Below are 13,082 nucleotides of genomic sequence, written 5' to 3' on the forward strand. Positions count from 1 at the left end.
ACTCCGACCTCGTCGTCCTGGTGCAAAGCCAGGACGACACTGATGATGTGGTGCGTCGCTTCGGTCTCATCAGCACTACGCCTCACTAACCAACCATTCACTATGCGCCCCGCGCCTCGTGCGAACGCATGAGCGCGCCTGCGTGAATCTACGGAGCCCCTGGCCAAGCGGCTAACGCGGCATTCACCATCTGCCCAAAACCCGCGCCGTCACGGACCATCACACTCGGCCCCGCAACACCCCTTATACTTTTACTCCCTACTCATCGATGCCGGGGAACCCGCCAGGTGCGGTTCGAGTGCCCCGCGTAAGAGTAGAAGCGTATGAACACCGCACGCATTGTCGTTCTCGTCATCGCACTGGGCGCCGGCGGCGTCGCTGCGTTTCTGGCGAGCGGCTACGACAACAAGCCCGCGCCCGCGCTCCCGGTGGCCGAGAAGCTGCCGACGGTCGAGGTGCTCGTCGCCAAATCCGACATTCAGCTCGGCCAGGCCGTGAAGGCCGAGGATCTGCAATGGCAGACCTGGCCGCAAGCGACCGCAAGCAGCGCCTTCATCCGCCGCGACAGCAGGCCCGACGCACAGACCCAGATCGCCGGCTCGATCGCACGCGTGCCGTTGATGCAGGGCGAGCCGATCCGCGAGCAGAAGCTGGTGAGGGCCGACGGCTCCGGCTTCATGGCCGCGATCCTGCCGAGCGGCATGCGGGCCGTGTCCACCGAGATTTCAGCCGAGACCGCGGCCGGCGGCTTCATCCTGCCGAACGACCGCGTCGACATCGTCCTGACACGACGCCTGAAGAATCCCGACGGGGCCAACAATAACGGCTCGACCGGCGGCAATGATTTGATCCTGTCGGAGGTCATCCTAACCAACATCCGCGTGCTCGCGATCGATCAGGCGCCGAAGGAGAAGGACGGCCAGAACGCCGTGGTCGGCAAGACGGTCACGCTCGAGCTCCGGCCCGACCAGGTCGCGACGCTCTCGGCCTCGCGCCAGGGCGGCTCGCTGACACTTGCATTGCGCAGCATCGCCGATGCCAGCGCCTCCGACGGTGGGCTCGAGGACCAGACGTTCAAGCAGCGTTCGAGCGGCGTGAACGTGATCCGCTACGGCGTGCAGGCGCGACAACTGACGTCACAGAAGTGATGGGGACATGAATGAACTACGGGGATAATCGGACGGGCCTGCGCATTCGGGGGAAGCGCGCTGGCTCGTTCTGGGCTGGGGCAATGCTGATATTGGGGCTGGTCGCAGCCTCCGATCTCGTCCGCGCTGCGGATGCGCCGGTCGGAGACCAGGCGCCGATGCAGGCGCCAGATCTCGGCGTGTCGCCGGTTGCAACGATCGCGCCGGCGCGAACGCGTTCGCTGTCGCTCGGCATCGGCAAGTCGGTCGTCATCGACCTGCCGCGCGAGGTCAAGGACGTGCTCGTGGCCGATCCCAAGATCGCCAATGCGGTGATCCGCTCGGCGCAGCGCGCCTATATCATCGGCGGCCAGGTCGGCCAGACCAACGTGGTGTTCTTCACCGCCGACGGCCAGCAGGTCGCGTCCTACGACATCGCGGTCAAGCGCGACCTCAACGGCATGCGCACGGCACTGCGTCAGTCGCTGCCGGGCGTGCAGATCGAGGGCATCGGCGACAGCGTGATGCTGACCGGCTCGGTGTCGAGCCCGGTCGAGGCCCAGCAGGCCGGCGAAGTCGCCGCAAAACTCGTCGGCGGCGCCGACAAGGTCGTCAACAACATCATCGTGCGCGGCCGCGACCAGGTGATGCTGAAGGTCGTCGTCGGCGAAGTCCGCCGCGACATCGTCAAGCAATTGGGCGTCGATCTCAGCGCCAGCCTGAATGCCGGCACCGCGGTGGTGAATTTCAACAATTCCAACCCGTTCTCGGTCTCTGGCGGCCCGCTGGTCTCCAGCAACGGGCTCGGCGTCGCTGGCCTCGCCAAGGGCGTCGCCACCGTCAGCGCGACCATGCGCGCAATGGAAAGCGCAGGCGTGATGCGGACACTGGCCGAGCCGAGCCTGACCGCGATCTCCGGTGAATCCGCGACTTTCATCGCGGGCGGCGAATTCCCTATCCCCGCAGGCTATTCCTGCGATCCGGTCACGCATGTCTGTACCACCCAGATCTCCTACAAGAAGTTCGGTATCTCCCTCAACTTCACGCCGGTCGTGCTCAGCGAGGGCCGGATCAGCCTGCGCGTGATGACCGAGGTCTCGGAGCTGTCGAACCAGCAGGCGATCACGGTGACGCAGGCGGTGTCGTCGACCGCGAACAACTCCATCACCATTCCCTCGATCCAGACCCGCCGCGCCGAGACCACGCTCGAGATTCCCTCGGGCGGCTCGATGGCGATGGCCGGCCTGATCCAGCAGCAGACCAAGCAAGCCATCAACGGCCTGCCCGGCGTCGACCAGGTACCGATCCTCGGCGCGCTGTTCCGCAGCCAGGACTTCGTCAACAACGAGACCGAGCTGATGGTGATCGTGACCCCTTATGTGGTGCGCGCGGTCGCCCAGAAGGAATTGTCGCGGCCCGATGACGGCTTCGCGCCCTCCTCGGATGCGCAGTCGGCGCTGCTCGGCCGCATGAACCGCCTCTACGGCATCGCGCGCCGCACCGATCCGATGGACGGCAACCAGGGCGATTTCGGCTTCATCATCGACTGACGCGAACGGTTTGGGAACCGGGGCAAGACACGGGCAAGAGGGGATAGCGATGACGAAGACAACCGATCGACGTCGCAATTTGCGCATCGCGCTCGCGCTGACGGGGCTCTCCGTCATGCTGGGAGCCTGCAACACGACCGGCGACGTCGTCACCACCCAGACAGTGCCGACCGACTACCGCATGCGCCACCCGATCGCGGTGCAGGAAGGCAAGCGCTCGATCGTGATCTTCGTCGGCAAGGCGCGCGGCGGGCTTTCGGCCGCGCAGCACGCCGACGTGATGGGCATTGCCCAGGACTGGGTGCGCGAAGGCACCGGCTCCGTCGTCGTCGACGTGCCAAAAGACACCGCGAATTCGCGCGCGGCTGCTGCCACCTACCAGGAAATCCGCACCGTGCTCGGCAGCGGCGGCGTGCCGTCGCGCGCCATCGTCCAGCATCCCTATAGTCCTGAGGATCCCGCCCTGCTGCCGACCATCCGGCTGAGCTATTCCAAGATCGCCGCGGTCGCCGGCCCCTGCGGGCTGTGGCCGGAGGACATCGGACCGTCGATCCTCGACCCCGGCTACAACGAGAACCAGCCCTACTTCAATCTCGGCTGCGCCACCCAGCGCAATCTTGCCGCGATGATCGACAACCCCGCCGACCTCGAGCAGCCGCGCGCGGAGACGCCGGCCTATACCGCACGGCGCGACATCGCCTTCGAGCGCTACCGCAAGGGCACCTCGACCACGACCACTTATCCCGAGGCTGACAAGGCCAAACTCAGCGATACAGGCAAATGACGGGCATCCACGACGAAGAGGCGGACGATCCGCGGCATCCCGAAGAACACATTGCGCCGGTTCCCCGGATCTCTGTGCAGGCCTTTTGCGAGACCGAGCAGACGCTCGCCGCGGTGACCGCGGCCGGGGAGGACCGCCGTCTCGGCAAGGCGCATCTCACCGCCAGGAGCGGCGGCCTCGCCGCGGCGATCGAAGTCTATGACACGATGCCGACGCCGAATGTGATTGTGATCGAATCCGACGGCACGCGCGACATCCTCGAGGGTCTCGACGACCTCGCCGGCGTCTGCGACCCCGGCACCCGCGTGGTCGTGATCGGCAACCCCAACGACACCGCGCCCTATCGCGAGCTGGTGCGTCGCGGCGTCAACGACTACGTGGTCGGGCCGGTCGAAACCCTCGACGTCGTGCGCTCGATCTGCAGCCTGTTCTCGGCCTCAGAGGCCATCATCACCGGCCGCGTCATCGCCGTCGTCGGTGCCAAGGGCGGCGTCGGCGCCTCCACCGTCGCGCACAACGTGGCCTGGACCATCGCGCGCGACCTCGCGCTCGATTCCGTGGTGATCGATCTCGACCTCGCCTTCGGCACCGCCGGCCTCGACTACAACCAGGATCCGCCGCAGGGCATTGCCAACGCGGTGCTGTCGCAGGACCGGCCGGACACGGCGCTGATGGAGCGCCTGCTCGCCAAATGCACCGAGCGCCTCAGCCTCCTCGCTGCACCGGCCACCCTTGATCGCGTCTATGATTTCGGCGCCGAGGCGTTCGACGCGATCTTCGATACGCTGCGCATGACCACGCCCTGCATCGTGCTCGACGTGCCGCATCAATGGTCGGCCTGGACCAAGCGCGCGCTGGTCAATGCCGACGACATCGTCATCGTGGCCGAGCCGGATCTCGCGAACTTGCGCAACACCAAGAACATGCTGAGCGTGCTCAAGGCGGCGCGGCCGAACGACCGGCCGCCGCTCTACTGCATCAACCAGGTCGGCATGCACAAGCGCGCCGAGATCGACGTCAAATCGTTCGCCAAGACGATGGAGAGCCAGCCGCTCGCGGTGATCCCGTTCGATTCAAAGCTGTTCTCGACCGCCGCCAATAACGGCCAGATGATCGCGGAGGTCTCCAAGAGCCACCGCACCACCGAGCTGTTCCAGAACATGGCCAACCGCCTCGCCGGGCGCGGCGAGGTGAAGAAGCCGAAGCGTTCGCTGCTCGGACCGCTGCTGAAGAAGCTGAAGGGCAAGACGGGACGCGGATCGGCGCCGCATCGCAAGGCGTCGTAAGCGCGAGCGCGTTGTCGAGCGAGCAAGACTCTCAGCGGCGGCGGATTACTTCTCCGCCCGCTGCTGCTGCTTCTTCGACAGCAGCTGGCGCAGCGCCGTGACCTTTGCCGCAGCCTGATCCGGCGGCAGATCGGCCTTCACGATGGTCTCGGCCTCGGCCTGCTTGCCTTCCAGCCCCAGCACCAGCGCGAGATTGGCTCGCACGCGGGAATCGGCCGGGTTGCGCTGATAGGCGCGGCGCATGGTGTCCTCGGCCCGCGGCAGATTGTTCTGGAGCATGTAGGACAGGCCGAGATTGGACAAGACCTGCGGCTCGTCCGGCACGATCTTCAGCGCCGAGGCATAATATTGCTGCGCTTCCTCGTTGCGGCCGAGCTGATCGAGCGCGGCGCCCTGCGCCGACAGGATGTGCCAATCGGGATCCTCGGGCGTATGCGCGCGGCTGAGCACGTCGAAGGCCTGTTGGAAATTGCCGTTGTCGGCGAGCGCGCGGCCGTAGCCGGCAAGCAGCGCCTTGTTGCTGGGATGGGCGAGCACGGCCTGCTCCATCACCGCGACGGCCTGGGCACGCTGGCCGGTCTCGCGCAGCGCCTTGCCGTAGGCGAGGGCGATGTTGGGATCGCTGGGCCTGGCGCGATAGCGCTCGCGCAAGCCGTCCATGTCGGGCTTGGCGTCCGCCGTAGCGGCAGGTTCCGATTTCCCGCCGACGCCGAGCGCGCCGGTCACATCCTCCAGGCTCGTGGTCTGGCAACCGCCGAGGACGAGCACCAGGAGTGCAGGCAACAGCAATCTCGCCGGGGGAGAGACGAGGGACGAACGCTTGGACATACTCTGATCACCGCCGGCGGACTGATCAGAGATGCTTTGCCGATTAACGCTAAATTCCCGTTAAGGAAACGCGCCTGTGTGACTTTAATGTTTGCGCATGATCTTTTCGGAAAACCGCTTCACACTTTTCCGGATCATGCGCGTCTAGTCCGTGAATTCAGCACCAAATTCGCAGCCGATGCGCCAGCGCAGGCGGCATTGGCGGGAATAATCAGGCGCGAAGATGATGGTGAATTGCGGCGGCACTTCCAGAAACTCCGCCACGACCTTCACGCCGCCATCCGAGATATCGGTGATCGTGCAGTCCCGTGGCAGCGAGCCCGCGCCAAAATGAATCTTGGCAAGCCGGGTACATACCCGACGTTCGCTTCTGCGGCGATTTGCAAGCATTTGAATTGTTCACCCGTTAGACCACGGCCCATCCCGCAGCCCTAGGAGTAGCGGACATTCGTTGGAATGTGCTGAGCGTAGCCGCTCGCATTCGAGGCGTAGTCGAAGCTTAGTGTCTTCGTCCCGTTTACCGGTCGGTAGGGATTGCGGCGCCTCGCCTTTGTTCTTGCATTGTTCTTGTCAGGGCCATCGACCTCTGCTACCCTCGATTGTGCGAGGGGGCAGCATGGTCCAGCGGGTTTCGACAGTCGCCTTTGAAGGGATCGAGGCCCGCGCGGTCGACGTGCAGGTGCAGGTCGCGCCGGGCCTGCCGGCGTTCGCCATCGTCGGCCTTCCCGACAAGGCCGTGTCGGAGGCGCGCGAGCGGGTCCGCTCGGCGCTGATCGCCTCGGGCCTGGCGCTGCCGGCGCGACGGATCATCGTCAATCTCGCGCCGGCCGACCTGCCCAAGGAAGGCAGCCATTACGACCTGCCGATCGCCCTCGGGCTAATGGCGGCGATCGGCGCAATCCCGCCGGATGCGCTGACCGGCTTTACCGTGCTCGGCGAGCTTGGCCTCGACGGCTCGATCGCGCCGGTGGCCGGCGTTTTGCCCGCCGCGATCGGCGCCAATGTGCGCGAGGAAGGTCTGATCTGTCCGGCGGCCTGCGGCTCGGAAGCCGCATGGGCGAGCCCGGATATCCAGATCGTCGCCGCACACTCGCTGATTCAGATCGCCAATCATTTCAAGGGCACGCAGGTGTTGTCGCGGCCCGTGCCGAAAGTCCACGAAGCCGCCGCCTCGCCGCTCGATTTGCGCGACATCAAAGGCCAGGAGAGCGCCAAGCGCGCGCTGGAGATCGCAGCCGCGGGTGGGCATCACCTCCTGATGATCGGCGCGCCCGGTGCCGGCAAATCGATGCTGGCGGCGCGCCTGCCTTCGATCCTGCCGCCGCTGTCGCCTGGCGAATTGCTCGAGGTCTCGATGATCGCCTCCGTCGCCGGCGAGATCGAGGGTGGCGCGCTGACATCGCAGCGGCCGTTCCGCTCACCGCATCATTCCGCCAGCATGGCCGCACTCACCGGCGGCGGCGCGCGGGCAAAGCCCGGCGAGATCTCGCTCGCACATCAGGGCGTGCTGTTCCTCGACGAGCTGCCGGAATTCGATCCGCGCGTGCTGGATTCGCTGCGCCAGCCGCTGGAGAACGGCGAGGTCTCGGTCTCCCGCGCCAATCACCGCGTGACTTACCCCGCGCGCTTCATGCTGATCGCGGCGATGAACCCGTGCCGCTGCGGCAACGCGTTCGAGCCCGGCTATGCCTGCAAGCGCGGACGCATCGACCGCTGCAGCGGCGACTACCAGGCACGCATCTCCGGCCCGCTGATGGACCGCATCGATCTGCGCATCGAGGTCCCGGCCGTGACCGCGGCCGATCTGATCCTGCCGCCGCCGGCCGAAGGCTCCGCTGAGGTCGCCGCGCGCGTGGCGGCGGCGCGGGACATCCAGCTCGCGCGCTATGCGGATGCCGGCCTGCCGCAGGTCCGCACCAATGCCGAGGCGCCGGCCTCGGTCCTCGAAGACGTCGCCAAGCCCGACGCGCAGGGACAAAAGCTGCTGCGCGATGCCGCCGAAACCATGCGGCTGTCGGCGCGCGGCTATCACCGCGTGCTGCGAGTGGCGCGCACGCTCGCCGACCTCGATGGCGCCGACAAGATCGGCCGGCTGCATCTCGCCGAAGCGCTGTCCTACCGCGCACTCGCGGAGGATGTACGCCAGCTGGCGTGATCATTCCGCGCATCAACCCGGCGGTAACGAGTTTCCTTTACGCTCTGCAAACCATAAGGCCCATCAGTTCCAGTCCGGGCCCGGCGAGTAGAGTGTCATGTTGCGTTTCAAGATCCTGGCCTCAGTGGTTCCCCCTGTTGGCGGCCGCGGTGTTCGCTCGCAACGAGATCGGATCGGTCTCGCATCCCTGCATCGCCCTCGGCGACACCTCGGTCGAGCTGACATCCCTGTTCTGGACGGCCGGCGTCCATGTCGCCTTCACCGACGATCTGTCGCGGGCCACGGTGCGGGTCCAGATCACCGACGATGCGGATGCCGCGGACTTCGCCGTCGTGGACGACGGCCTCGGATCCGAGACCGAGTCCTGCCAGGCCAATCCGGCGACGCGCCTCATCACGATCGCCGCGCAGCCGGTTGATGGCGGCCCGGTGGTCTATCTTTCCGCTGATGGCCCGGCCGATTACCGGATCTATGTGCGCTCGAAGACGTTCTCGCAGCGCGAGGCCGCGGCGCTGATCGTCGGCGCACATGGCGGCCATCCCCCGCTGCCTCTCCAGGCCGCCTCGCTTTGAAGTTTGAGCATGATCTCTCTGGAAAACCGCTCCACACTTTTCCGGATCATGCTCTGAGGCGTTAACACCTCGTCAACCCTGTTTGGAGGCCGCCGCAAAGCCTCAAGCTGTTCGCAAGGTCGGCGAGACATCGTCGCAACGGCGGTGACGGGGTCTCGGTTAAGAATTCAGGGTCGGTGGCAATGGGTGGGATGTTCCGGATCAAGGTGCGCATGCGCCGCTTCAGGCGGCAGCACCCCCGAATTGCCTTCGCGATCCGCTCCTTCATGATCTTCTCGGCGACGTTTGGCGGCGCCTATGGCTTCGTCACCGGAAGCCGCACGCCGAATTCCGGCTACGATCCCAACACCTTTGCGATCGGCGCGAGCTTCCTGTTCGCGCTGGCCTGCCTTGGCTTGGCGACGCTTAGCATGCGGCTGCGTTTCGTCGCCAAGCGGATGCGCAAGCTCGCCGCCCACAACGAGGCGCTGATCGATCGCAATTGGGAGCTGAAGGAAGCCGAAGAGCGCGCCCGCAGCCTGTTCGAATCGCAGGGCGATCTGATCGTGCTGCGCGACCATCAGGGCCGCATCACCTTCGCCAACGACGCCTATTGCGCGCTGGCCGGGCAGGCGCGCAGCGCGCTGGTCGGCACGCGTTTTGATTTCGACGTGCTGGAGCAGGGCGACAGTGCGCGCGAAAGCAACGGCACGCGCATTCACGACCAGGGAATTTCCACTCCGCTCGGCGCACGCTGGATCGCCTGGCGCGAAGGGTTCGTGCGGCTCGATGCCGGCCAGCCCGCCGAACTGCAGAGTGTCGGCCGCGACGTCACCGACCGCACCGAGACCGAACGCGCGCTGTCCGATGCCCGCGACCAGGCCGACGCCGCCAACCGCGCCAAATCGCGCTTCCTCGCGATGGCCTCGCACGAGATCCGTAACCCCCTGAACGGCATCATCGGCATGGGCGGCCTCTTGCTCGACACCACGCTGACGCCGGAGCAGACGACTTACGCCCGGGCGGTGAAGACTTCGGGCGAAGCGCTGATGGCGCTGATCGAGGAGCTGCTCGACTATTCCAAGATCGAAGCCGGCAAGCTCGATCTCGACCAGCGTCCCTTTGCGCTCTCGATCTTGATCGAGGAGATCACCGAGCTGCTGGCCCCGCGCGCGCAGGCGAAAGACCTCGAGATCGCGGCCTATGTCGACGAGCGGCTTCCGCTGGAAGTCGTTGGCGATGCCGCACGGCTGCGCCAGGTGCTGCTCAACCTCGCCGGCAACGCCATCAAATTTACAGCTCACGGCGGCGTGGCGCTGATCGTCGAACCCGGCATCTGGCCGAACGAGATCAGTTTTCTGGTCCGCGATACCGGCATTGGCATCGCGCCGGACGCGCAGCAGCACATCTTCCGCGAATTCGAGCAGGCCGACGACCGCGTCGCCCGCACCTATGGCGGCACGGGGCTTGGCCTCGCCATCAGCGAGCGCATCGTCAAGCGCATGGGCGGTCGCATCACGCTGGAGAGTGCGCCGGCTCAGGGTGCGACCTTCGAGGTCGCGATCCCGCTCGCGCCATCGCAAGGCGACGCCGGACAAACGGCGTTCCCGAGTCCCGACCTCGCCGGCAAGTCGATCCTGCTGGTGGCCGACGGCATCGAAGCGTCCCTGATCGCGCGGCGGCTGGAACGCTGGGGCGGCCAGACCTGCCTGGTCGCGGATGCGGCCGTAGCCGAGGCGCTGCTGCCGGAACGCTCATGGCATGCGGTGATGATCGACCGCGCACTCGGTCCGGCCGTCGCTGATCGCCTGGGCGAAGCCGCCCGCACTCATGCGGCGCAGCGGCTCGTGCTGCTGACGCCGACCTCGCGTCATGAAAAGCTCTCGCCGGCCTTCACCGGCTTCCTGGTCAAGCCACTGCGCGCAGCGTCCCTCGCCGCCCGGCTCGCGCTGACGTCGGAAGTCGCCTCGCCCGATCTCGCGCCCGAACCCGTCGAGCCGGCCGCGATCACAACGCCCGCGAAAGGTCTTACGATCCTCGTCGCCGAAGACAACGAGATCAACGCGCTCTTGATGCGATCGCTTCTCACAAAGCTCGGTCATCGCGTCGTCATCGCGGTCCATGGCGAGGCAGCGCTGGAATCCTGGCTCGCGGCCAGCTCAGCCGGCACGCCCTATGATCTGGTCTTGATGGACATCCAGATGCCACAGCTCGACGGCATCGAAGCGACCAAGCGTATCCGCGCCCACGAGGCCACAACAGGCGGCCACCACACGCCGATCCTCGCGCTCACCGCAAACACGCTGGTGGACGATCGCTACGCCTGCTTCGAGGCGGGCATGAACGGATTTCTGATCAAGCCGCTCGATCGCGAGAAGCTGGACGAGGCGCTGGCCGGCCTGACGGCAGCGCGGCAGCTGGCGGTGTAGCGAAGTCTCTCCGTCGTCATTGCGAGGAGCCCTTGCGACGAAGCAATCCAGATTGCCTCCATGGAGGGATTCTGGATTGCTTCGCTGCGCTAAGAAGAAAGTGTGTGAGTTCCAGCAGACTCCGTCAGGAGCAATCACCCATTTTCATCCAGCGGGGTCGGCCGTCTGGCCGGTGCTCAACTCGCAATGACGAGTGTGTGGCTCACAGCCGCCTGAGCGCCACGCTCTCCACCGCGTGATCCGCGCCCTTCTTCAGGATCAGCGTCGCACGCGGGCGGGTCGGCAGGATGTTGTCCTCGAGATTGGCGAGGTTGGTGCGCTCCCAGATCGCGGTGGCGGTGGCGGTGGCCTCCTCGTCGGACAGCAGCGCATAGCGGTGGAAATAGGATTTTGGATCGGTGAACGCGGTGTCGCGCAGCGCCAGGAAGCGCTTGATGTACCAGCGCCGCAGCGCCGCCTCGTCGGCATCGATATAGACCGAGAAGTCGAAAAAGTCGGAGACCACGGGCACCGCCTTGCCGTCGCGCGGCAGCTTCCCGGTCTGCAGCACGTTGACGCCCTCGACGATCAGGATGTCGGGCTGGTCGATCTCGGCCCATTCGTTCGGCACGATGTCGTAGGTCAGATGCGAATAGACCGGCGAGCGCACATGGCGGCGGCCCGACTTGATGTCGGACAGGAAGTTGAGCAGCAGCGGCAGGTCATAGCTCTCCGGAAAGCCCTTCTTCTGCAAAATGCCCTGCTGCTCGAGCAGCGCTTTCGGGTAAAGGAATCCGTCCGTGGTAATCAGGTCGACCTTCGGACGCGGCGACCAGCGCGCCAACAAGGCCTGGAGCACGCGGGCCGTGGTGGATTTACCGACCGCAACCGAGCCGGCGACGCCGATGATGTATGGGACCTTGCGGTCGCGGATGTTGAGGAACTGGCGTTCGGCGTAATACAGGCGCTGTGTCGCATCGACATAGATCGAGAGCAGGCGCGACAGCGGCAGATAGATGTCCTCGACCTCCTTGAGGTCGAGGCGGTCGTGCAGCGAACGCAGCCGGTCGAACTCGCCCGGCTCCAGCGTCATCGGCGTATCGTCGCGCAGCCGCGCCCATTCTTCGCGCGAATAGACGCGGTATGGATTATATTGCTGCTCGGGTGCGCGGATATCCATGACGCGACCTTCTCCGTAAAGAGTTCGGCTAGCTGCCGCTCTTGCGAGACGCTTTCTCTTCCAACCCGGACATATTCGTACGCTTGTCCAGTGCCGCTTCCACCTCTTCCAATTTTACGCCGCGCGCCTTGAGCAGCACAAGGAAGTGATAGAGCAGGTCGGCACTCTCGGCGATCAGATGATCGCGATCGTTTTCGACTGCTGCGATTACGGTTTCGACTGCTTCCTCACCGAACTTCTTGGCGCAATGTTCGGCGCCCTTGTCGAGCAGCTTGCGGGTATAGGAGCCCTCGCCACCGGAGGCCGCGCGGGCATCGATGGTGACGGCGAGATCGTGGATCGTGAAACGCGGCATACTGCATACTCGAAACGCGCGCCTGGCCGGTTGAGCCAGTCCTCGCCGGTTGATGTAGCACTTTTATGAACGGGAGTCGTCAGGCATCCAGGCGCATCGGTAGTCCGCGCCGGGCCATGTGCTCCTTGGCTTCACGGATGGTGAATTCCCCGAAGTGGAAGATCGAGGCGGCCAGCACGGCGGTGGCGCGCCCGTCGCGGATACCGTCGACGAGGTGGTCGAGATTGCCGACGCCGCCCGAGGCGATCACGGGAACGGGAACGCTGTCGGCGATCGCTCGGGTCAGCGGGATGTCAAAGCCCTGCCGCGTGCCGTCGCGGTCCATCGAGGTGAGCAAGATTTCACCAGCGCCGAGCGAGACCACTTCCTGGGCATATTCGATGGCGTCGATGCCGGTCGAGTTGCGCCCGCCATGGGTAAAAATCTCCCAGCGCTCGGAGCCGCCCGCGCGCTTGACCCGCTTGGCGTCGATCGCGACCACGACGCACTGCTCGCCGAACTTCTCGGCAGCTTCCTTGACGAACTCGCGCCGTGACACCGCAGCGCTGTTGATCGACACCTTGTCGGCCCCGGCGCGCAGCAGCGTCTTGATGTCGTTGACCTCGCGCACGCCGCCGCCGACGGTCAGCGGCATGAAGCAGGCCTCCGCGGTGCGCCGGACCACGTCCAGCATGATGCCGCGGTTCTCGTGGGTCGCGGTGATGTCGAGGAACGTGAGCTCGTCGGCACCGGCGGCGTCATAGGCGATCGCGGCTTCGACGGGATCGCCGGCATCGCGCAGATCGACGAAGTTGACGCCCTTGACGACGCGGCCGTCCTTGACGTCGAGGCAGGGGATCACGCGCACCTTGAACATGT

Annotated in this window: 11 protein-coding genes and 1 pseudogene; 7 read left to right on the top strand and 5 right to left on the bottom strand. The window is 65.7% G+C overall.

The genetic code is table 11. From position 1 onward, the window contains the following. Positions 1–323: 323 nt before the first annotated feature. From cpaB to JJC00_RS01130, 4 genes are read left to right on the top strand one after another with little or no spacing between them, the layout of a single operon-like run. Complete coding sequence (cpaB, locus tag JJC00_RS01115; RefSeq protein WP_200470958.1) at positions 324–1,148, top strand: Flp pilus assembly protein CpaB; 825 nt, start codon at positions 324–326, stop codon at positions 1,146–1,148. Between the two features lie 11 nt (positions 1,149–1,159). Beyond that, the gene (locus JJC00_RS01120) at positions 1,160–2,677 is read left to right on the top strand and encodes a type II and III secretion system protein family protein (RefSeq protein WP_200470959.1); all 1,518 of its coding nucleotides are present in this window, start codon (positions 1,160–1,162) and stop codon (positions 2,675–2,677) included. A gap of 49 nt (positions 2,678–2,726) precedes the next feature. After that, a complete protein-coding gene (locus JJC00_RS01125; RefSeq protein WP_200470960.1) occupies positions 2,727–3,461 on the top strand; it encodes a CpaD family pilus assembly protein in 735 nt (244 codons plus the stop codon). Next, entirely contained in the window at positions 3,458–4,747 is a 1,290-nt protein-coding gene (locus tag JJC00_RS01130; protein ID WP_200470961.1) for an AAA family ATPase, read from the top strand. The genes JJC00_RS01125 and JJC00_RS01130 overlap by 4 nt, the downstream gene beginning before the upstream one ends. A gap of 45 nt (positions 4,748–4,792) precedes the next feature. Here the strand turns inward: JJC00_RS01130 and JJC00_RS01135 are convergent, their stop codons facing one another. Together JJC00_RS01135 and JJC00_RS01140 are read right to left on the bottom strand one after the other, a co-directional pair. Next, complete coding sequence (locus JJC00_RS01135; RefSeq protein ID WP_200470962.1) at positions 4,793–5,575, bottom strand: tetratricopeptide repeat protein; 783 nt, start codon at positions 5,573–5,575, stop codon at positions 4,793–4,795. A 144-nt stretch (positions 5,576–5,719) separates the two neighbouring features. Continuing rightward, positions 5,720–5,965, bottom strand: coding sequence for a PilZ domain-containing protein (locus tag JJC00_RS01140; protein WP_027534981.1), 246 nt, complete (start codon positions 5,963–5,965; stop codon positions 5,720–5,722). Between the two features lie 226 nt (positions 5,966–6,191). Between JJC00_RS01140 and JJC00_RS01145 the strand changes: the two genes are divergently transcribed. The 3 genes and pseudogenes from JJC00_RS01145 to JJC00_RS01155 all read left to right on the top strand — a co-directional run bounded on the left by JJC00_RS01145 (position 6,192) and on the right by JJC00_RS01155 (position 10,710). Then, entirely contained in the window at positions 6,192–7,730 is a 1,539-nt protein-coding gene (locus tag JJC00_RS01145; RefSeq protein ID WP_200470963.1) for a YifB family Mg chelatase-like AAA ATPase, read from the top strand. Positions 7,731–7,827: 97 nt separating this feature from the next. Further along, a pseudogene (locus tag JJC00_RS01150) lies at positions 7,828–8,302 on the top strand (hypothetical protein). 182 nt (positions 8,303–8,484) lie between these two features. After that, positions 8,485–10,710 carry an ATP-binding protein gene (locus JJC00_RS01155; RefSeq protein ID WP_200470964.1) on the top strand — a complete coding sequence of 742 codons (2,226 nt, stop codon included), beginning with the start codon at positions 8,485–8,487 and terminating at the stop codon, positions 10,708–10,710. A gap of 202 nt (positions 10,711–10,912) precedes the next feature. Here the strand turns inward: JJC00_RS01155 and coaA are convergent, their stop codons facing one another. The 3 genes from coaA to hisF all read right to left on the bottom strand — a co-directional run bounded on the left by coaA (position 10,913) and on the right by hisF (position 13,080). After that, a complete protein-coding gene (coaA, locus tag JJC00_RS01160) occupies positions 10,913–11,869 on the bottom strand; it encodes a type I pantothenate kinase (RefSeq protein WP_200470965.1) in 957 nt (318 codons plus the stop codon). Between the two features lie 28 nt (positions 11,870–11,897). After that, positions 11,898–12,224, bottom strand: coding sequence for a phosphoribosyl-ATP diphosphatase (locus JJC00_RS01165; RefSeq protein ID WP_200470966.1), 327 nt, complete (start codon positions 12,222–12,224; stop codon positions 11,898–11,900). Positions 12,225–12,303: 79 nt separating this feature from the next. Then, complete coding sequence (gene hisF / locus JJC00_RS01170; protein ID WP_200470967.1) at positions 12,304–13,080, bottom strand: imidazole glycerol phosphate synthase subunit HisF; 777 nt, start codon at positions 13,078–13,080, stop codon at positions 12,304–12,306. Positions 13,081–13,082: the final 2 nt, after the last annotated feature.

The organism is Bradyrhizobium diazoefficiens, from assembly GCF_016616885.1.
GTDB classification, from domain to species: domain Bacteria; phylum Pseudomonadota; class Alphaproteobacteria; order Rhizobiales; family Xanthobacteraceae; genus Bradyrhizobium; species Bradyrhizobium diazoefficiens_F.

Coding starts and splice junctions, on each gene's coding strand:
- cpaB (WP_200470958.1), top strand. CDS start 324: ATGAACACCGCACGCATTGTCGTTCTCGTCATCGCACTGGGCGCCGGC.
- JJC00_RS01120 (WP_200470959.1), top strand. CDS start 1,160: ATGAACTACGGGGATAATCGGACGGGCCTGCGCATTCGGGGGAAGCGC.
- JJC00_RS01125 (WP_200470960.1), top strand. CDS start 2,727: ATGACGAAGACAACCGATCGACGTCGCAATTTGCGCATCGCGCTCGCG.
- JJC00_RS01130 (WP_200470961.1), top strand. CDS start 3,458: ATGACGGGCATCCACGACGAAGAGGCGGACGATCCGCGGCATCCCGAA.
- JJC00_RS01135 (WP_200470962.1), bottom strand. CDS start 5,575: ATGTCCAAGCGTTCGTCCCTCGTCTCTCCCCCGGCGAGATTGCTGTTG.
- JJC00_RS01140 (WP_027534981.1), bottom strand. CDS start 5,965: ATGCTTGCAAATCGCCGCAGAAGCGAACGTCGGGTATGTACCCGGCTT.
- JJC00_RS01145 (WP_200470963.1), top strand. CDS start 6,192: ATGGTCCAGCGGGTTTCGACAGTCGCCTTTGAAGGGATCGAGGCCCGC.
- JJC00_RS01155 (WP_200470964.1), top strand. CDS start 8,485: ATGGGTGGGATGTTCCGGATCAAGGTGCGCATGCGCCGCTTCAGGCGG.
- coaA (WP_200470965.1), bottom strand. CDS start 11,869: ATGGATATCCGCGCACCCGAGCAGCAATATAATCCATACCGCGTCTAT.
- JJC00_RS01165 (WP_200470966.1), bottom strand. CDS start 12,224: ATGCCGCGTTTCACGATCCACGATCTCGCCGTCACCATCGATGCCCGC.
- hisF (WP_200470967.1), bottom strand. CDS start 13,080: ATGTTCAAGGTGCGCGTGATCCCCTGCCTCGACGTCAAGGACGGCCGC.